Source organism: Saltatorellus ferox (assembly GCA_007751475.1).
Classification (GTDB): Bacteria; Planctomycetota; UBA1135; order UBA1135.
In genome coordinates, this window is sequence record CP036434.1 from 793,394 (window position 1) to 812,929 (window position 19,536).

Sequence of the window (19,536 nt, forward strand, 5' to 3'; positions counted from 1 at the left end):
TTCGCCCCTTCAATGCTGCGCGCCGCGCACGATCCACGCGATGACGCCTGGCTTCGTCGTCGGGCCCAGCTTGATTGCGCCCCGTGCGGGCGGGAAGTCCTCTTCCTTGCAGACGCCCGCGTTGATGTAGGTCGGCCGATACTTGTGAAAGAAGCTGCGCGGGACGACCTTGTCGTGGCCCGGGGAGCGGAGTTCATCGGGCGCCGGGCGCAAAGCCACCTCCCGGGTGACGAGGCCGTTGCGGTCGTAGATGAAGAGGTTCGAGTAGTAGCCGATGGCGCCGACGGCGCCGGCGACGAGCGATTCCTCGGGCTTCGTGTACTCGGCGAGCGACCGGCCCGCCAGCGCCCACTCCTCGGCGCGGTTCTTCATGTTCTCCCACTGCGCCAGCTCCGAATCCGCGCGCTCCACGCGTCCCTGCGTCTGGTTGTGGCGGAACTCGAACTTCGCGCGCGTTTCCTCGGAGACGACCTGGATGCCGAAGGCGGCCGACACGCTGGTGCCGACGGTTCCGAGGACCAGGAGCGCCGCGGCAGTCTTCGAGCGCTTTTCTAGGCTCCCGAGGAAGAGGCCGAAGCCGAGCGCCGCGAAGGGAATCGCCGGGACCAGGAAGCGCGAGAAGGCCATGAAGTCTCCGCCCGCAGCGATCGAGTAGGCGGGCACGCCCACGATCACGGCGACCAGCGCGAGGGCGACAGGAGCCCCGACGCGGCGAGCGCCGAACACGGCACCCAGCAGCCCGGTAGCGAGCGCGATGCCGAGCCCTGGCATGGAGAGAACGTTCGACACGACGTAGTCGAGCCCGCGTCCCGCCGCCTGACTCGAGAAACCGAGCTTGGCGCGTGCCGTGTTCGGAAGCCAGTCCCCGTAGACGCTGTGGCGCCAGGCGACGTGGACGCCGAAGATCGCGACGGAGATCGCGATTGCAAGGAGCGCTGACTTCCAGACGCGATCATCGCGTCGGACGAGACCCCCGAGGAACGCCGGGCCCAGGAGGAACGCGACCATGAGCGCCGCGTCCGCGCGCATCAGGGCGAGGAGGCCCGCGGTGATCCCGAGCCCGATTCCCGGCGCGAGAAAGCCGCTCGCGCCGCTCCTGCGGGAGATTCGATCGATCAGGTAGAGCGTCGCGACGCCGAGGAACGCCGCGGGCATCGTGGCCATGCCGCCGGTGGACCAGACGCCGAGCGGCGGCGCGGTCCCGAGGAACAGCGAAGTGCCGAGCAGCGCGACGGGCCGATCGCCGAGCCAGCGCGCCGCAAGCGTGACGGTCAGGAACACCAGCAAGGCGCCCGCGGTGATCGAGAGGACTCGACTGAAAAGCTCGGGATCCACGCCCAGGTCCATCCCGAGGCGCAGGAGCACGGCCCACAGAAACTCGCTGTAGCCCTCCACGGGCTGGTCGAGGGGGGCTCCGTCGACGAGGTTGTAGACGAGACCGTGACCGTCGGCGAAGTTTCGCGAATAGCGGAACGTGATGTAGCCGTCGTCCGTGAGGAAGTTGAACCTCGTGACCAGCCACGCAAAGGGTGCGAGGGCGACCAGGAGGGCGGCCACGCGCAGTTGCCCGCCGGCGATCACGGAGCCATCGACGCGGCCCGTGCCAGCCGATGTGGAGGAAGGAAGGGAAGCGGGCGTTTCGCTCACGGAATCTCCAGGAGGAGCAGGGCTGCGGAGCCTGGACAGCGCCAGACCGCCATGGACTCCGGGAAGGGGTTCACCGAGCACCCTAGGGGGGGGAGTCCTGGAACGCAAATCGGCGGCCTGCCCGTCGACACGGCGCGCGCCTGGCCGAGCGGAAAGTCGGATTCTCGCGAGACGGATCCGGGGTTTCGGGGTCTCACTCTCCGATCCCCGCTCGCCTTCCCTCACTACAGGAGAACCCCATGAAACCCGTCGTCTCTCCCTCGCTCGTGCGCCTCGCCGTCACCGGCGTCGTCTTCGCCTCCATCCCGGGTATGTCGGATTTGGCCGTTGCACAGTCCACGCTCTACGAAACGGATTTTTCCTCTGCCGACGGCTGGACCTTCGAGCAGTCCCACCCCTGGGGGAATCAGACGTTCAGCCCGGAGTGGAACGTGGATGCGCTTCCGGCGAGCCCGGCGTTCGCGCCTTTCCACTCGGAGCCGACGTCGCTCAACTTCAACCACAACGAGTTGGGGCTCGAATGGGGCGAATGGGCAGGGAGCGCCCGATCGCCCGAGATCGACCTCGCCGAATCCCTCGGAACCCCACGGCTTCACTTCTGGTACGCCTACGACCACGAGACCTTCTGCCAGTGGGACGCGTTCTCGGTCCAGGTTCTGGATGCCGGAACGGAGCAGATCCTCTTCCAGGAATGTCTCTCCGCCACCGATCTCGGTCTTCGCAACTGGGTCGAGTACGACCTGGCGCTGGACCGCTCGTGGGGCACGGTCCGGATTCGCTTCGTTCACGACACGCTCGACGACTGGAACTTCAACGAGGCCGGGTCCTACGTCGATGATCTCCACTTCATCGACCCCCGCGGTGCCTCCCTGCACTGCGAGGGTCAGCCGCTCTTCAACGGCGCCGGCCCCGCGCGACTCTCCATGGCACTGATCGGCCAGGACCCCGAGGGCCCCGTGCTCTTGCGCGGAACCGGGTTTCCGGCGAATGGCTTCGCGTTTGCCTTCGCAGGGCCAGACCCGGGTGTGATCCCGATCGGCCACGGCATCCGTTGCATCGGGGTCGGGACGAGCGTTCGTGTCAGCCTCGCACCTACCCGTGACCTGGGGACCCCCGTCTGGAGCCTCGATCCGAACGCAGGGAACTTCGCGCAGATGGCGATGCTCGACGTGCCCATCTACGTGCAGACGATCTTCCGGGACGGCCCGACCATCAACCTGAGCGATGCGCTAGTCTTTTGCCCCTGAAGGCGAAGAACGGTTCACGCGGTTCCGTGGATCCGCAGTTCCTCGCCCCGATGTAGTGGAGAAACGGCGCGATGAGGAAGCGGACCTGGATGATGGCCCTGGGGCCGATGGCTGCCTGCAGCGGGCTGGTTCTTGCCTGCAGCGGGCTGGTTCTTGCTTGCAGCGGGCTGGTGCTTGCCTGCGGCCGGGTGGCGGACCCGGGGCCAGGGACCGACAGCGGTAGCGGGGTGGATCCCTCCATCTCCGCTGCCCGGACCATTCCGCCCCTGCCCGGGGTCATGGATCGCATCCGGGAAGCCGGCGGCGTGCTGATCGCGGCCCATCGCGGCGGGCCTCTCCCCGGCTATCCGGAGAACGCTCTCGAGACGCTGGAGTACGGTCTCGAACAGGGGATCCGCGTCTTCGAAATCGACGTCGCCGAGAGCCAAGACGGCGAGCTCTACCTGATGCACGACCGCTCCCTCCGCCGCACCGGCGGGTACGACGGCGGCGTCGCCGACACCGACTGGGCCGTCGTCCGCGAGCTCGACCTACGCGATGAAGAGGGCGAGCCGACTGGCTTCCACGCGCCTCGCCTCGCCGACGTGCTGGCGTGGGCGAAGCGCAGCGGCGCGCTCCTCGAACTCGATCGCAAGGAGACGACGAGCTTCCGACGCATCCTCTCCGCCGTGCGTGCCGCGGGCGCAGAGAACCATGTGCTGATGATCACCTACAACGATCAAGAAGCGATCGAGGTCGCGCGGCTCGCGCCCGACCTGATGATGACCGCCGGCGTCAAGAGCGCCGAGCACCAGGCGATGCTCGCCGCCGAGGGCGTTGACTTCACCCACGTCGTGGCCTGGCTGGGCACCCGCGATCCGGATCCCAGCGTCTACGCCGAGCTGGGAGCGCGCGGCATCGAGAGCGGCTTCGGAACGCTCGGGCGGCCGGGCAAGCGCCTCGACGATGTGTACGCCGCCGACGGCGACGCGTCCGAGTACCAGGCCCTGGTCGATGCCGGCCTCACCCTGCTCGCCACGGACATGCCGTACTTCGTTGCCCGCGAGCTCGAGTCGGACGACATCGCGGTGAAGCTCCTCGAGGCGAAGCGCTAGCGATCGGGCAACGGAGGCCGATCGTTCGGGTCGCGCTCGCTTTCGCCGAGCCAGATCAGGCGCTTGTCCCGTTCATGGGCGAGGACCGGGCTCGACTCCAGCCACTCGCGCTCGGCCGCGTTTTCCCAGACCACGCCGACCGACGGGTAGAAGTTCCTCTCCAGCGCGATGTCAGAGATCACGAGCCAGCTCGCGTCGGTCTCACGCGCCATGGCCAGGAGCGACCTGCGGGCGTTCTTGATCGGCAGGACCTCGGGCGAAACGAGCGCGCCCACGTCGATCACGAGGTGTTCCGTCTGGAAGCCGAAGACGCCGATCTCGCCGATCAGGACGCGCTCGGAGTGCGGACGATCGAGCGCTTCCAGCGCGCTCGCGCAGGCGCCATAGCCGTCGACATAGGACTGCAGGAGCGGCGCGCGTTTCTGGACGAGGGCGATCGAGAGCAGCATCAGCGCGGCGGCGACCGCGCTGGCGAGCCCGCGCCTCGCCGTGTCGACGCGTTCAGGCAATGCGGGGCCCGCAGCGAGCAGCAGCGCTACCGACGACGGGACCGCGTACCACGACGCCTCGGTCGCGCCCTTGCCCGCCAGGTAGAACGCCATGTAGACCCCGTACACGATGAGCCACGCGCGTGAGAACGCCGTCCCGCGCCGGAGATTCGCGCGCGTGATCCAGACGGTCGACGCCACGAGGGCGGCGGTGACCGCGTGCCCGAGCAGCGCGGGCAGGTAGTCGACGAACGGCACGAAGGTGAGGCGGGCGAGGCTGAGCCAGAGGTGCAGCGCGGTGCCGAGCGAGTCGTAGTGCTCGGAGTTCCAGCCGCTCTTGGCGACCATGGACTGGGGTAGAACGGTGCCGTAGCGGGAGAGCGCGAAGCCGATCCAGAGAAGTCCGGGAGTCAGGAGCAACGCGGTGGGTACCGGCCTCGTGAGCTCTCGGACCGAGGCGGTGAGTCCGCGCCCTTCGGAGGCCGAGGCAGCGAAGAGCAGCGCGGGCGCGAACAGGACGCCCTCGGGCCGCGCCACGACCAAGAGGCCGGTCCAGAACGCCGCCCGGCGCATCGCGCCCGAGAGCGCGGCCGCCATCGCTTCCACGGCGAGCCACACGAAGAGCGGCGTCTCCATCCCCAGCATCTGATTGTCGACGAACACCGGTGCGCACAGGAAGACAGCGAGCGTCAGCCCGCGCGCCCGATCGGGCACGAGGTCCACGAGCCGCGCGGCCGCCAGCGACCAGAGCAAGACCCCCAGACCGATCACCACGGTCGCGATGTGCGCGGTTCCGGCGATCGCCATGAGCCCCCAGGTCACGAAGCCCCACAGCGGCGAGGTCACGCCGAAGACGGCCTCGCCGTGGTTGTAGACGAGCGCCCCTGAATCGGCCGCGTTCCGCGCGTAGCGCAGCGTGATATAGGCGTCGTCCACGAGCACGAAATCCGTGATGAACCACGCGAGCATCAGCCGCACCGCAGCGGCCACGGCGATCAGGACGAGCCAGGACTGCTTCGACATCACGCGGCCCTTTGCACCGCCCACGGCGCCATCAGCGACTCGTACACGCCGAGCATCTCCTCGGCGTAGCGCTCGTGGGTGAACATCGAGCGCTGGCGCTCGCGCGCCGCCGGGCCCATCGAAGCGAGACGCCCGGGATCGCCGAGGACATCCCGCATGGCGCCCGCGAGGGCGTCGGCCGAGCCCGGTGCGAAGAGGGCGCCCGTCACGCCGTGTTCGACGATCTCCTGGAGCCCGCCGTGATCTGCCGCGATCACCGGGGTTCCGACGGCCATGGCCTCGATCGCCACGAGACCGAAGGGTTCCGGTCGCGTCGAGGGGACGAGGCAGACGTCCGCTGCCGCGAGCAGCGAGGGCAGATCCTCGGTGAACGGGATGCGCATCACTCGCTCGGCCAGGCCGCGTTCGCGGATCTCGGCGTCGAGGCGGATGGCGAAGTGCTCCTGGCCCGGCGGCGGGCTGCCAGCGATCACGATCCGCGGGCAGGCGTCACCGAGGCGCTCCGCAGCATCGAGCGCGAGGCGCTGGCCCTTCCACGAATTGATGCGGCCCGGTAGCACCGCGAGCGCGTCGCCTGCGCCCACGCCGAGGCCCCGTCGGACCTTTGCGCGGTCACCAAGCTCATCGTCCCCGCGATCGCGCGCGACGCCGTTGTAGATCGTCTTCGCGCGCTCGATGCGGGGGTCGAGCATCGCAGCCGCCGTGGCCCTGGAGTTCGCGATGGCGACGTCCGACCAGCGCTTGATGAGCGAGCGCATGCCGAGCCGCGCCCAAGAAGGATTGTCGAGGATCTCGTGAACGTGCCAGACGTGGTGTGCGCTGGACCGGTGCGCGCCGTAGGCGGCGCCGATCAGGACGGTCGTGTTCGTGTGCACGATGTCGACGCCGTGGCGCTCGACGAGCGACTCGACGAAGCGCGCGCCGCGCCTGGCCTTGTGCAGGAACTTGCCGAAGCGCCCGGGGGCGAGGTCGGCGCGCAGCGCGGCGCCCAGCTCCCCGACCTCGACGATCGCGCCGAGGGCCTCCAGTCGATCGGCGAGCACGCCGCGCCGGGGGAGCGCGACCACCACGCGCGAGGGAGCGCGCGGGCCCTCAGCCTGCGGCGAGGCGTTGCGTTCCGCGATGGCCTCGACCACCTGCAGAAGCGTTCGATCGGCGCCGTAGAGTTCGGCCGACGGATGGGTGAAGAGAATCGTGCTCATGCGGCGAGTCCCGGGTCTTGACCCTTCAGGGCGGCGAGGAGGCGCTGTTCACCTTCCGTCTGGCTTCGGTACTTCAGAACGCGAGCAGGGATGCCGCCCACCACGGTGCGAGGCGGCACGCTGCGCGCCACCACGGCGCCTGCGGCCACGATCGAGCCTCGCCCGATGCGCACGCCCGACAGGATCGTCGCGCCCGCGCCGATCCAGCAGTCGTCCTCGATCACGACGCGCCTGCGGAGCACGCCCTGGGCCTTGATGGGCACGTCGAGGCGCTCGAAGACGTGGTTCTCAGGGAGGATCGTGACCCGCGGCCCGAGCATCACGTCGACGCCGATGGTCACGTGACCCGAGGCGCCGATCCAGGACAGAGCGCCGACGCAGGAGCCAGCGCCGATCGTCAGCCCTTCACCGGCCTCGTGCCCGTAGTAGGACGATGGCCGGATGGAGACGTTGCGCCCGATGGTGACGCCGTCGCCGAGGACGACCCCGCGGTGGGAGCGGCACTGGATCTCGGCGTGGTCTTCGATCTTGACGCCGCGGCCCAGGGTCAGATGCTGGGCACCCGTCACCGTGACGCCCTTGCCGACGAGCAGGAGCCCCTTGCTATGGCGCGCGCCGAGGCGCACGGGCAGGCCGCGAAGGACGCCCATGCTGACGCGCAGGAGCACGCCGAGAGCGTCCCAGTCGTTCAGCAGACGGTCGAGCGGCTCGCCGTCGGTGCTCACCTGAGGGATGAGGCGCGCGTGGAGTCTGGCGATGAGTCCCATCAGGCGGCTCGCTGTCGTCCGCGGGCTTTCCGGTTCTGGATGGCCGTGCGATAGATGTCGCCGAGGGCCGCGCCCTTGGAGGCCCAGGTGGCGCTCCGGCGGGACCACTCCTGGCCGATCTCGGCGACGGAGAGTCGGAGGGAATCGTCCCCGTGGAGGCGGCGCAGCTGGAACGACAGCTCCGACGCCGTTTCGCGCATCGAGCTCTCGAGCGGGATCGCGAGGCCGCGTCCGTGCGCGCACATCTCGCCGGGGCCGCCGTAGTCGAGGCACAGGACGGCGGCGCCTGCGGACATGGCTTCCGGAACGACCATGCCCGCGCCTTCGAACGAGGGGAACAGGAAGACGTGGGCGGCGCGCATCGCTTCGAAGGACTCCTCGTGGGTGAGGTGCCCGCGCAGCGTGACGCGGTCCTCGAGACCGAGCCTTCGAATGGAGGCTTCGAGGCGGGGGCGCTCTGGACCTTCGCCGACGATCTCCAGCGTCATGTGGGCTTCCCGTGCCGCGAGAGCGAAGGCCTCGAGCGCGAGGTGAACGCCCTTCAGCTCCACGAGGCGGCCGCAGAAGAGCACGCGCATGGGGTCTTCGGGGGCGCGCGGGACGGGCTCCCTGACCTGGCTGCCGTCGATGCCGCAGGCCAGCATCGGTCGCGTGCGTTCGCGGAGGTGTGGGGGCAGGCGATCGCCGAAGGCGCGGCCGAGGCTGAGGATCACGTCCGCTTCCTCCCAGGTGGACTCCACGCTGCGGTCCACCGTGGGGACGAGGCGTCGCACGCCGTCGCGCAGGGCCTCGCGGGTGCGGCCGAGGAGCTCGCGGTGGGCCTGGAAGCCCGCCGGGATCTTTGGATGCTGGCCGACGGGGCCGAACACGAAGGGCAGGCCGGCTTCGGCGAGGCCCGAGGGAATCCAGCCCGATGCGAAGGTCAGGTGGTGGGCGACGTCGAAGCGGTCCTTCGCGCCGAGGGACTCGCAGAGGTGTCCGAGGCTCTTCTGCCAGAGGTAGTAGTAGGGCATCGCGCGGCGCGCGCCCTTCTTCCAGCGCAGCATCGCGTCGCTGAGGTCGTGGCCGATGACCTCGATGCGGAGGTCCTCGGCGGTCGCGCGCTTGCGAATCGCCGCGACGTTGTTCTCGCGCGTGATCAGCGTGAGCTCGTGATGCAGCGCGATCTGACGCGCCCAGTTCCAGCCGATACCCGGCTCGGAGCCGAGGCCGGGTTCGCACGCATATGCGCTGGCCAGGACACGGAGTTTCACCGCGTCCCGTGGGGAAGCTTTCGGGGCCATGGGGGGGCTATTGGGGGGTCGTTGGGCGCTTGCACCGCACCCGCACACGTGGGACCGCCCGCACAAGGCGCTCCCGGAAGAGTAGTCGGCGCGATCGGCACCGATCCGGGAGTGGAAGCGGAGCTTTGCCTGGCGCGGCGCCGACCTGTTTCGATCTGGGTCCCTGAAGGTCGCGCTGGGAGGCGCCAGAGGCGAAAATCTTTCCCATGCAGGGACCACGATTCGAGAGCACCGAGCGCTACATCGCCGGGGACGACCTGGCCGTCGCCGTGAACGCTGCCGTCGCGCTGGAGCGGCCGCTCCTCGTCAAGGGCGAGCCCGGCACAGGGAAGACCGTCCTGGCCGAGGAGGTCGCGGCGTCCCTGGGGCTGCCGCTCATCACCTGGCACGTGAAGTCGACCACGAAGGCGCAGGCGGGTCTCTACGAGTACGACGCGGTGGCGCGCCTCCGCGACTCCCAGCTCGGCTCCGAGTCCGTCCACGACATCGGCAACTACATCGTGAAGGGCAAGCTCTGGGAGGCCTTCGAGACCGAGGGCGGCGCGGTGCTCTTGATCGACGAGATCGACAAGGCGGACATCGAGTTCCCGAACGACCTTCTGCAGGAACTCGATCGGATGGAGTTCTTCGTCTACGAGACGAAGCAGACGATCCGGGCGACGAAGCGCCCGGTGATCATCATCACCTCGAACAACGAGAAGGAGCTTCCGGACGCGTTCCTGCGGCGCTGCTTCTTCCACTACATCCAGTTCCCCGATGGCGCGACCATGGCGTCCATCGTCAAGGCGCACTACCCGGACCTGCACAAGGAGGTCCTGAACGAGGCGCTCGGGCTCTTCTTCGGGATCCGGTCCGTGCCGAACCTCAAGAAGCGGCCCTCGACCTCGGAGCTCCTCGACTGGATCCGTCTTCTCGTGATCGAGCACGTGAAGCCCGGCGACCTGGAGGAGAAGGCCCAGGCGAACGCGGTCCCGCCGTTCATCGGTTCGCTCGTGAAGAACGAGCAGGACATGGATCGACTGGCCCAGTGGGTCGGTTCACGCGGCTGGCGCAGGTAGTTCGCCCGTGTTCCTGGAACTCTTCTACGGTCTTCGCGAGTACGGCGTACGCGTCACGCTCCAGGAGTACTTCGCGTTCATCCGCGCCGTGGAGGCCGGCGTCGCGGAGTACGACCTCGACAAGTTCTACTACCTGGCGCGCGCCAGCCTCTGCTCGGACGAGCGTCATATCGACCGCTTCGACCGTGTCTTCTCGGCGTGGATCGAGCGCGCGCAGGCCCTGAAAGACCCGCTCGCCGAGATCGACGAGGAGTGGCTCCGCTCCGCTGGCGGCAAGCACTTCACCGAGGAGGAGAAGCGCCTGATCGAGGAGATGGGCGGCTTCGAGGAGCTCATGAAGACGCTGGCCGAGCGACTGCGCGAGCAGGAGGGTCGGCACGAGGGCGGTTCCAAGTGGATCGGGACGCGCGGGACCTCGCCCTACGGCGCGGACGGCTACCACCCGAGCGGCGTTCGGATCGGCCAGGCAGGCTCCCGTCACCGCCGCGCGGCCAAGGTCTGGGACAAGCGTTCCTTCCGGGACTTCGACGACGGCGTCGAGATCGGAACGCGCCAGATGAAGCTCGCTCTCCGCCGCCTGCGCCGCTTCACGCGCGAGGGGGCCCAGGACGAACTCGACCTCGATGGCACGATCGCTCGAACGGCGCGCAACGCGGGCTTCCTGGAGATTGCCCAGAGGCCCGAACGCAAGAACCGGATCAAGCTCCTCCTCTTGCTCGACGTGGGCGGCTCGATGGACGATCACGTCGATCTGGTCCAGCAGCTCTTCTCCGCCGCCCGCTCGGAGTTCAGCCAGCTGGAGGTCTTCTACTTCCACAACTGCGTCTACGAGCGGGTCTGGCGGGGCAACGGGATCACGCGATCCGGCATGCTCCCGACGGACGAGCTGATCCGAACCTACGGCCCCGACTACCGGGTGATCTTCGTGGGGGATGCGAGCATGTCGCCCTACGAGATCACGGAACCGGGCGGCAGCGTCGAGCACTGGAACGAAGTCGCGGGCGCGGTCTGGATGCAGAAGATCCTGACCCGCTACGAGAGGGCCGCGTGGATCAACCCGGTGCCGGAGGAGCACTGGCGCTACACGCAGTCGATCCAGCTCCTCTTCCGAATGCTGAAGGGTCGGATGATGCCCTTGACCCTGGCGGGTCTGGACGCGGCGACGACGGAACTGCGGAAGTGAGTGCGCGAGCCAGGCAAAGGCAGCAGCCAACCCGGCGGTACCGAACCCGACCCAGATCCGCCACGTTTCCGTTGGGAAGGTACCCCCCTTCGAAGGGAAACGTGGCGGCTTTGGGTCGGGTTCAGTACCGCCAAAATCTGTGGGTCGGAAGCGACTCAGTGATCGTGACTGTCTTGAAGTCTGGCGGCAGTTTGCAGGGCTGCAGGGCTGCTACCAAGACAGCCAAGGAAGCGGGAGGAGCGGGAGGTGGGGAGGCGCGGCGGCCTTGGGAGGGATGGATAGGTGGGAGGAGGCGAGCTTGGCCCTGGCCCACGCCTTGTGACGGGGAGGCAAGAGTGAGAGGTTCGGGGGCGCGGAGTGCGAGTCGGCCGGTGGGAAAGGTCTGCCGAGTATACTGTTTCAGGGCGGATGGGGAATTTGGCTAGAGTGCCGAGTTTGGGCTTCAAAGTGTAGTTTGGAGGGTATTTGGGGTTGATGGATTGGATCGTTTTGGCTATGATTTTGCATGGCGAAAGCGCGCATGGGGAGGGCGGTTGTTTTGCAGGCCGTGTTTGGTTTTGCGGTGCCTAAGAAGCGTCGTGGGCCGAAGAGGACGAAGGATTCTCGGGTGGCCCATGGGAGTCGGGAAGAGATGAAGGGCGGTGTGGCGCATGTCACCATCAAGCTGAAGAGGGGGTTTCGGTCCCTTCGGAAGAAAGAAGAGATGGCGGTGCTGAGGGCGGCGATTGCGCGCGTGAATCAGGGCGAGCTGGTTCGGATCGTGGAGTTCTCGGTGATGAGCAACCACGTGCACTTGATCGTGGAGGCGGAGAACTCCGGTGACCTTTCGAAGGGGATGGCGAGTTTGAATACCGGGTTGGGGATGAGGCTGAACCGGCTTTGGGGGCGGGTGAGGCGAGGGAGCGTGTTTGCAGAGCGCTTCCATCTGGAGGTGATCACGTCGCCGACGCAGATGCGGAACGTTTTGAAGTACGTGCTGAGGAACGATGTGCACCACGGGCTCGGGTTGGGGATTCTGGATCCTTGTTCGAGCGCGATGTCGTTTGGCGGCTTTGTGGAACGGCGGGGGGCGTCCAAGGTCGATTGCGTGAGCGTGGAGGCGCAGAGCTGGCTCCTGCGAGTCGGCTGGACGAAGGGTGGGGGCAAGGGGCTGCTCACGATCCACGACCTCCCGCGTGTCACCGGGGCTCTTCAGGCGTAGTTCGCGCCTCCGGGGTGCCTCCGGGGTGCCTCCGGGGTGCCTCCGGGGTGCCCCCGGGGCGACCCGTCGCGGGCCGGTTTCGCGACTCCCACTCTTCGCCTCCGCGACTCGACTTCTTGACTACGTCTCCCAAGGCGGAGGCCAGGCCCAAGCTCGCGGACTTCCAACCCTCCATCCCTCACAGGGGCGCCGCGCCCCCTCGACCCTCCCGCCTCCTCCGCTTCTTTGGTTGCATTGGCAGGAGTCAAGGAGTGGACGAGACCCGGGGATTCGACTCTCGTCCCGGCGCCCCGCGGTTTCATCATGGCTGAAGCGCTTCTGGCCCACAGATTCTGCTGAAGACCCGATAAAGCAGCCACTTGGAATGGCGACGCGCCCTACCACTTTTTGACCATGACTCGCTCGACCCTCCTGTGTCCACCTATCCGCCAACTGGCGGCGTTCGCCTGTCTCTTCGTTGGCTGTAGCGGCGTGCGACCCGACACTGGACCCGAGACGTCGGCCGTCGCGCCGCGACTCACCCCGAAGGTCTACTCGCGGAGCGACTGCGTCCGCAGCGGCCTCTTGCACTCGGACGGGAGCCTGTGGTTCCCCACCAATCATGAGGGTGTTTTCCGGTATGCAGAAGGAGAGTTCACGCAGTTCACGGAGAGTGACGGCCTGCCGGGGAGCTACGTATCGACGGTCGTCGAGGATCAGGCGGGCCACCTGTGGTTCGGCATGGAGCGCGGCCTCTGTCACTACGACGGCACGCGGTTCACGCCGGTGTCGATCCCCTGGGATGGCAACGAGGACCTCTGGGGCGAAGGCCTCAACGCCCACCTGGTACTCTGCCTACACTGCGACACGCGCGGACAGATATGGTTGGGCACCTGGGGCAACGGGGTCCACCGATTCGATCCGTCGCAGCCTGTCGGACCGGGCGAATACGCGTTCGTGAGCTACCTGCAGGAGCGAGGGGCGATTTACCCCGATGGCGACCACCGCAACGCCATCCAGAGCATTTCGGAGGACAGGGATCAGAACGTATGGCTGACTTCGATGAGCCACGGTGGTGTCAGCCGTTTCGACGGTCGTGAGTTCACCCACTACCAGAAAGAGTCCGGGCTCAGTGACGACATGGTCTTCTCGTCGCTCTTCGACCGCGACGGAACCCTGTGGCTCGGGATGCTCGGGAACCTTCCCGGTGGGCTCAACCGATTCGACGGCGACTCGTTCATGCACTACGGCGAGGAGGACGGGCTCAGCAGTGACAACATCATCTGCCTCTTCGAGGATCGCCAGGGTGTCCTCTGGCTCGGTAGCGATCGAGGCGAGCTATGCCTTCTGAACCGCGACTCGGAAGGGGAGGTCACCATCGCGCCCTTCCAGTTCGAGGGGCGCACGTTCGAGCACATCCACTTCGTGGTCGAGGACGCAGCCGGCGGCGTGTGGTTCGGAGGCCGATTCGGCCAGCTTTTCCGGTACGACGGCGCGACCCTGGTGGACCACTCCTCGAAGAGATAGTCAGCGCCCGGGTTCAGTGCCGCCACCCAACCCGGCGGTGCCGAACCAGCAGTACCGTCCTACCCCGGCGTGGCCGATGGCTACAGCGACTCGATCGCCGCGCGAAGTCGCACGATCGGTCCGAACTCCTCCGTCACGCCAGGCTGGAGGCGGAAGCGACGCAGCGCTTCCTGGAGATCCGTCTTGGCCCCATCCCGGTCCCCTTTGGCCAGCTTGAGCATGCCGCGGTGTTCGAAACTCGCTGGAGGGAACGGGTGGGACTCCGGGAAGAGCGCGATCTGCCGGGCGATGACCTCGTCGTAGAGCTCGATCAGGCCCTCGTGATCTCCCGCCCGATAGCGCGTGCCCGCCAGGTTGCCGATCGCGTGCACGCAGTAGGGGTGGTCCGGTTCGTAGACGGCGCGGAAGATCTCGTTCGCCTGCTTCAGCATCGTGATCGCCTCGTCCGCCTTACCCCGCGCTTCCAGCAGGCCCGCCATGTTCAGGCTCGCGGCGCCGAGGCTGGGGTTCTTCGGCCCCAGGCGCTCTTCGAAGATCGCGTACGCGCGGCGATACTGCTCCTCGCAGCCTTCGAGGTCACCCTGGTACTTCAGGATCAGCCCGTAGGCGTTGCGGCCGGTGGCCTCGTCGAGGGAGCCCGCGCTGCCCGACGCCTCGAACGCGGCGAGGCTCTTCTCCATCGCCGTGCGGGCCTCGGCGAGCAGCGGCCCGCGTTCGGACGCAGGCAGCGGCTGGAACTCCTGGATCAGCAGCGTACCGAGCCAGCCCTGGGTCGCGGCGACGAGGTCAGGACGGGCTTCGTCGCTGGCGTCGAGCGCGTGCGCGGCGGCGCGTAGCGCATCATGGACCTCCTGGGTGGTCGGGCGCGGCGCGTTCTCGAACGCGGAATCGGGCAAGCCGCTCGCCAGGTGCAGCCAGTTTGCTCGCGCATGCAGCGTGCGCCAGTGATCAGCGGGCCACTGGGCCGCCATCTCGGCCGCCAGCTTCTCACGCTCGCCGTACGCCGCGATGGTGTCGCCCTTCAGTTCGAGAATCCGCGCGTAAGCACTTCGCGATTCCACGAGTCGAGCGAGGACGGCTCTCCGACGTTTCAGAGGCTCCGCGGAGTTCTCGGCCGCCGCAAGTTGATCCTCGAGCGCAGCGACGGATTCCGACAGCATCTGGACGCCCCGCTCGTACAGCCCGAGCGAGCCGTGGATCCGCCCGAGCACGCGCTGGACCTCCGCGCGCCGCTCCGGATATGCGACGAGGCGCTCGTTCAACCCCTCGACGCTGCGCGCGAGGATCTGCTCGACCGCGGGCGTCGGCTTGGCCAGGTTCGGGTCCGCGGACTCGAGGATGTCGATCACGAAGTCCGACAGGTCCTCGGCCGCAAGGCGAGCGGCGCGCTCTTCCTCGAGCGCTCGCGTCATGTCGCCTGTGTGCTGGCGCTGCTGGAGAATGATCGTCGCCGGCGCGCCGACGGCGAGCAGCGCGGCCGCAGCGGAAACGGTCGCGAGCGCGGGCTGGCGCCGCGCCCAGCAGCGCAGTCGGTAGAGCGCTCCGTCTGGACGGGCGGCAACGGGCCGCCGCTCCATGGCGCTCCGCAGGTCGCTCGCGAACGCCGCGCAGTCGACGTAGCGGCGCGTCGGATCCGTCGCCATTGCCTTGCTGATCACGGCCTCCAGGTCGCGCGTGACCGAAGGATTGAGCCTGCGCATCGAAGCGAGCTGGCCGCGCCGGATGAGCTGCTCGGTGGCCGAGCGATTCTCGCCGCGGAAGGGCGGCCGCAGCGTCATGAGTTCGAACAGGGTCGCGCCGAGTGAGTAGACCTCGGAGCGCGCATCGTGCGCGCCGGTCTCGAGCTGCTCCGGCGCCATGTAGAGCAGCGTGCCGGGCGCGGACCCCTCGTGCGTGAGCCGCTCGGTGGCGCTGGCTTCCGACTCGTCCAGGTCCACGTCCAGGCCGTGCAGGCCGAAGTCGATCAGGCACGCGCGGCCGTGGCCGTCGACCAGGATGTTCGACGGCTTCACGTCCCGATGGATGATGCCGCGGGCGTGGGCATGGTGAAGCGCGGACGCGACCTGGATGCCGAGGTCGAGCGCCTGTTGCCGCGCCGGCGGCTTCCCGTCGGAGCGGCGGATCAGCTCGTCGAGGGTCAGACCTTCGACGAACTCCATCGCGATGTAGGGGACGCCCTCCTCCTCGCCGAAGGCGTGGATCGGCACGATGCCCGGATGGTGCAGCCGAGCGACGGCCTCGGCTTCTCTCGCGAAGCGCTTGCGCGTCGACGGAAAGTGCATGAGTTCAGGTCGAATCAGCTTGAGGGCGACATCGCGATCGAGGCTGACCTGGCGCGCTCGATAGACGATGCCCATGCCGCCCTCGGCGATGACCTCGCCGAGTTCGAAGTCGCCGAAGCGCTTTCTACCGTCGGGCCAGGGATTCGATCCGCGGCGCGAGGCGCTGGATGGGCCCTCTTCCGCTGCGAGGTCGGCGAGGCCGAGACCCCTGAGAATGGCGAACTGCTCGCGGAGCTCCGTTTCGCGCTCGGGGTGGGCGCGGCAGGCCTCATCGAGCCGCGCCGCCTGCTGATCCAGTGGCGCGCGCAGGCACCGGGCCAACACGTCGTCGGTGGACTGCAGCAGAAAGGGGTCGTCGTCGGGCGGAGGCGTGGCGGTCTCGGGTGTCATGGGCGACAGGCTCCTGGGTGAGGTCTCCCTGGAAGGTCCACGGTAGGCAGGCCGCAACGGTCGAATCCCGAGAATCCGCGGCGGGTGCCGTTTTTCAGCATACCGGGGCAGGCTGCAGCGTGTTCCCCTCAGACGGCGGACGCGATGGCGTCCCGGTTGCGCCACAGATAGAGGAGCCGACGTGAGACGTTCGGGTGGCTGGAGCCTCTGTCGCTGATCTCCTCGGGAATGTGGAAGAGCAGTCGGTCCGGGTAGGCCTCCAGCAGCTCCATCATTTCTCCCATGAGCCTCGGTTCCCCGAGGACCCGTGCCGGGTCCAAGGGGACCTTGGCCACCTCACGGACCGCGCGCATGCGGGCGAGTTCCTGCTCTAGCTCCGTGTGATCCGTCTGGTCGCCTTGCCATGCGAACTTGAAGAAGCCCATGAGCGAGGTCTCGTCGTTCTGCTTGATGCGAGCCTGGATACCCCGTTCCATTTGCGCTCGCGCCTCCTCGGACTGAACGCCGCCGAAGGGCATCGCGTTCTCGTACTCCTTCATGAGATCGGCGATCGGCGTGGAGCCACTCTGGAGCTTGGCTTCCAATACCCGCATCAGGAGCGTGCTGCGCGCTTCATGCTCGGCGCCGAGCTTGATCTCCGCGGTCAGCGCCGGGGTCAAGCCCGCGGCGCGCGCCCCGAAGTCGTCGCAGAGAAACTCCACCAGTCGACTCTCGACGCCGGTGGTGGAGAACGCGAACCAGCGCCCGATCAAGATCGCGACCAGGGGCGCGAAGACGTAGAAGTCGGCGGGGTATAGCCACTGGGCGATCACCAGCGACAGGACGCCCGCCAGTGCGCCATGGACCAGCATGCAGCGGCGCAGGATCGGCGCGTACGGAAAGAGATGCCCGAGTTCATGGCCGATCACCGATTCGAGCTCCTTCTCGTCAAGGAGGTGAACGATCGAGCGATTCAGCTGGACGCTGTTCAGGAGGTGCCAGCCGGGCAGAAGCTCGCAGCGCATCGCGGACGCGTTGACGTCCTTTTCCCGGGCGAGGTACACCCGCAGCCGCTGCTGGCCGAGGCCCAGTCGCGCCTGCACTCGCTGGACCGCGGCCAGCAGCGAGTCCCGCGTGTGCGGCCCGAAGCGAGCGTCAGGCCGTAGGTCTTCCAAGGCCTTGCGATTCGATAGGAACTGCGTGACGACGAAGTCGAAGAGCCCGAGGAACCCCACCGCGAAGAGAGCGCCGGCCTTCCAGCCGCGCACCGGACCGTCGGGCGATTGAGCCTGGAGGTACCACCACGAAAGGCCCGCCGCGATGATCACGACCTCGACAGCGAGGCGGAGAAGCGAACGGAACTCATGCGCCCTGAAGTCCCGCAGAAGGCTCTCACGCGTGGGCGTGAGGAGACGGCGCGGCGTGGACAGCGACGGCCGCATGAATCAGAAGATGCTCTGGAGCAGGCCGCGGAGGAAGCCGGCCGATGGCCGCGCGCGGGTCTGGTAGATCACCTTGCCTGGACCCGTGAAACGAACGACGAATCCTTCTCCGGAGAACATCGAGGTGCGCAACGACTTGTTCAGCACGACCGACTCGAAGGACATGGTGCCGGTGAACGCGACGATGTTCTCGTTGTCGAGGATGAAGCGTTCGCCCTCTTCGAGTACCTGCTCGATCACCCCGCCGTAGCTCGACAGGAAGAGCGTGCCGGTCCCTACCGTCTTCAGGAAGAAGAGCCCGCGAGTGGCAAGCATGCCCTGCATGCCTGCGTTGTAGAGGCTGAAGGAAAGGCCCGGTGTGCAGGCGAGGTACGCCCCGCGCGCGAGCTTGAGGCCCGATTCGGGCGTGATTTCGATCGCGCGGATCTCGCCCATCTGCTCGGGCGCGAACAGAATGTGCTGATCGTCGCGCTTCGCTCGGTAGACCACCGTGAAGTAGCTCTCGCCTCCGAAGAGACTGCGCATACCGCCGGCCATGCCGCGTTTCCCCTCCATGTTGAGCCCGGCCTTCACCTCGATGTCGAAGCCGGGCGACATGGCTTGCATGGCGCCCGGCTGAGCATGAATCGTTTCGCCCTCGGCCATATCAAGGCGCAGAGCGGAGAAGGCGGGCGAATGGAGGACGCTGTGGCGCATGAACTGGAGGGAACGGCGGATCCCCGGCGAGCGGGAGAGATCCGTACGTTCCGCAACACCCGAATCAGATTTCAGCGTCTGCTTCGGAGCTCATCCGCTTGCGCAGCATGTAGGCGCCGAAGGCAAACAGCGCGAGGAGTCCGAGGAAGATGAAGAGAGCGGCCATCCGGCTGACACCGAGAGCATCCTGGATTCCCGTGATGCAGATGTCGTAGATCACGATTCGGATGAACCAGCTCACGATGCCGCCAATTCCGCGGCCGCGAGCTGCCATTGGCAGGAGGGCAGGTGAAGTCATGTCGCAGATTGAAGCCGACGATCCAGCGAGGGGGCAAGCCGAAAAGGCAACCGCGGCGAGTTTGTTCCGGTGCTGAGAGATTCCCCCGGATCGCCCGCAACGCGGTGCTACCCTGGGGAAGAGTGGAATCGCGCGACGAACAGCATGGTCATGGCGGTGGCCAGGAGGCGATCGAACGGCTCCTGAAGAAGCACCTACCGGCGTTTCGGCGTTTCCTTGGAGCGCGGGCTTCGCGGCTCGTTCTGGAGCATGAGTCTGTCGACGACCTCGCGCAGTCCGTGTGCCGGGAAGTCCTCGATCGGATGGAGACCGGGCGCTTCGAACTGCGTACGGAGCCCGAGTTCAAGCAGTGGCTCTACGAGGCAGGTCAGCTCAAGCTGCGCGCGCGCCAGCGCTTCTACCTCGCGGGCAAGCGCGATGCGCATCGCGAGGGTCCGCCGATCGGCCCACTTGGTTCCAGTGATCCGGGCTTCGAGCCCGCCATCAGCACGACTCCGAGCCAGATCGCTGCGACCGCCGAGGCGAAGGCCGGAGTTCGCGCGGCGATCGAGTCGCTGAGCGAGCGTGATGCGGAGGTGCTCAGGCTCGCTGTCCTCGAAGGCCGCTCCCACGCCGAGGTCGCCGCGGCCCTCGGCGTCGAGGTCGCGCACTGTCGGGTGCTGCTCTCTCGGGCCATGGTGCGACTGTCGAAGACGCTCCGTGGATCGGGGCCCGCCTCCGATTGAGTCCGGCGTGGTCGACACGGATTTT

General features: G+C 67.5%; 16 protein-coding genes. 7 read left to right on the forward strand and 9 right to left on the reverse strand.

The genetic code is table 11. The features are described from left to right. Nucleotides 1–9 precede the first annotated feature (9 nt). Entirely contained in the window at nt 10–1,647 is a 1,638-nt protein-coding gene (locus Poly30_RS02965) for a hypothetical protein (protein WP_145194535.1), read from the reverse strand. A 239-nt stretch (nt 1,648–1,886) separates the two neighbouring features. Between Poly30_RS02965 and Poly30_RS02970 the strand changes: the two genes are divergently transcribed. After that, on the forward strand, nt 1,887–2,894 hold the full coding sequence (locus tag Poly30_RS02970; RefSeq protein ID WP_145194536.1) for a hypothetical protein: 1,008 nt from the start codon (nt 1,887–1,889) through the stop codon (nt 2,892–2,894). A gap of 71 nt (nt 2,895–2,965) precedes the next feature. Then, nucleotides 2,966–3,988, forward strand: a complete 1,023-nt coding sequence (locus Poly30_RS02980) for a glycerophosphodiester phosphodiesterase family protein (protein WP_419190893.1) — start codon at nt 2,966–2,968, stop codon at nt 3,986–3,988. Here Poly30_RS02980 and Poly30_RS02985 read toward each other — a convergent pair. From Poly30_RS02985 to Poly30_RS03000, 4 genes are read right to left on the reverse strand one after another with little or no spacing between them, the layout of a single operon-like run. Then, nucleotides 3,985–5,523 (reverse strand): hypothetical protein, encoded by a 1,539-nt coding sequence (locus tag Poly30_RS02985; protein ID WP_145194537.1) that lies wholly within the window; start codon nt 5,521–5,523, stop codon nt 3,985–3,987. The genes Poly30_RS02980 and Poly30_RS02985 overlap by 4 nt on opposite strands. Further along, nucleotides 5,499–6,701 carry a glycosyltransferase family 4 protein gene (locus Poly30_RS02990; RefSeq protein WP_145194538.1) on the reverse strand — a complete coding sequence of 401 codons (1,203 nt, stop codon included), beginning with the start codon at nt 6,699–6,701 and terminating at the stop codon, nt 5,499–5,501. Before Poly30_RS02990 ends, Poly30_RS02985 begins: the two co-directional genes overlap by 25 nt. Next, nucleotides 6,698–7,468: an acyltransferase gene (locus tag Poly30_RS02995; RefSeq protein ID WP_145194539.1), complete on the reverse strand. Its 771-nt coding sequence runs from the start codon at nt 7,466–7,468 to the stop codon at nt 6,698–6,700. The genes Poly30_RS02990 and Poly30_RS02995 overlap by 4 nt, the downstream gene beginning before the upstream one ends. Then, nucleotides 7,468–8,751 (reverse strand): glycosyltransferase, encoded by a 1,284-nt coding sequence (locus tag Poly30_RS03000; RefSeq protein WP_145194540.1) that lies wholly within the window; start codon nt 8,749–8,751, stop codon nt 7,468–7,470. The genes Poly30_RS02995 and Poly30_RS03000 overlap by 1 nt, the downstream gene beginning before the upstream one ends. Before the next feature lie 206 nt (nt 8,752–8,957). Here Poly30_RS03000 and Poly30_RS03005 point away from each other — a divergent pair, with 206 nt between their 5' ends. The 4 genes from Poly30_RS03005 (at nt 8,958) to Poly30_RS03020 (ending at nt 13,699) form a co-directional block, all read left to right on the forward strand. Further along, nucleotides 8,958–9,809 carry an AAA family ATPase gene (locus Poly30_RS03005; RefSeq protein ID WP_145194541.1) on the forward strand — a complete coding sequence of 284 codons (852 nt, stop codon included), beginning with the start codon at nt 8,958–8,960 and terminating at the stop codon, nt 9,807–9,809. Nucleotides 9,810–9,816: 7 nt separating this feature from the next. Next, nucleotides 9,817–10,992 carry a vWA domain-containing protein gene (locus tag Poly30_RS03010; RefSeq protein WP_145194542.1) on the forward strand — a complete coding sequence of 392 codons (1,176 nt, stop codon included), beginning with the start codon at nt 9,817–9,819 and terminating at the stop codon, nt 10,990–10,992. A gap of 643 nt (nt 10,993–11,635) precedes the next feature. Beyond that, entirely contained in the window at nt 11,636–12,193 is a 558-nt protein-coding gene (locus tag Poly30_RS03015) for a transposase (RefSeq protein ID WP_419190894.1), read from the forward strand. Nucleotides 12,194–12,586: 393 nt separating this feature from the next. Further along, entirely contained in the window at nt 12,587–13,699 is a 1,113-nt protein-coding gene (locus tag Poly30_RS03020) for a ligand-binding sensor domain-containing protein (RefSeq protein WP_145194544.1), read from the forward strand. Nucleotides 13,700–13,779: 80 nt separating this feature from the next. Here Poly30_RS03020 and Poly30_RS03025 read toward each other — a convergent pair whose 3' ends face one another. The 4 genes from Poly30_RS03025 to Poly30_RS03040 form a co-directional block, all read right to left on the reverse strand. Further along, on the reverse strand, nt 13,780–16,371 hold the full coding sequence (locus tag Poly30_RS03025) for a serine/threonine-protein kinase (protein ID WP_145194545.1): 2,592 nt from the start codon (nt 16,369–16,371) through the stop codon (nt 13,780–13,782). Between the two features lie 128 nt (nt 16,372–16,499). Continuing rightward, nucleotides 16,500–17,792, reverse strand: a complete 1,293-nt coding sequence (locus tag Poly30_RS03030) for a M48 family metallopeptidase (RefSeq protein WP_145194546.1) — start codon at nt 17,790–17,792, stop codon at nt 16,500–16,502. 3 nt (nt 17,793–17,795) lie between these two features. Continuing rightward, nucleotides 17,796–18,488: a TIGR00266 family protein gene (locus Poly30_RS03035; protein ID WP_145194547.1), complete on the reverse strand. Its 693-nt coding sequence runs from the start codon at nt 18,486–18,488 to the stop codon at nt 17,796–17,798. 64 nt (nt 18,489–18,552) lie between these two features. Further along, nucleotides 18,553–18,786 (reverse strand): hypothetical protein, encoded by a 234-nt coding sequence (locus Poly30_RS03040; protein ID WP_145194548.1) that lies wholly within the window; start codon nt 18,784–18,786, stop codon nt 18,553–18,555. 122 nt (nt 18,787–18,908) lie between these two features. On the opposite strand from Poly30_RS03040, the gene Poly30_RS03045 reads away from it, so the two are divergent. Then, nucleotides 18,909–19,511 carry an RNA polymerase sigma factor gene (locus tag Poly30_RS03045; RefSeq protein ID WP_419190895.1) on the forward strand — a complete coding sequence of 201 codons (603 nt, stop codon included), beginning with the start codon at nt 18,909–18,911 and terminating at the stop codon, nt 19,509–19,511. Nucleotides 19,512–19,536 lie beyond the last annotated feature (25 nt).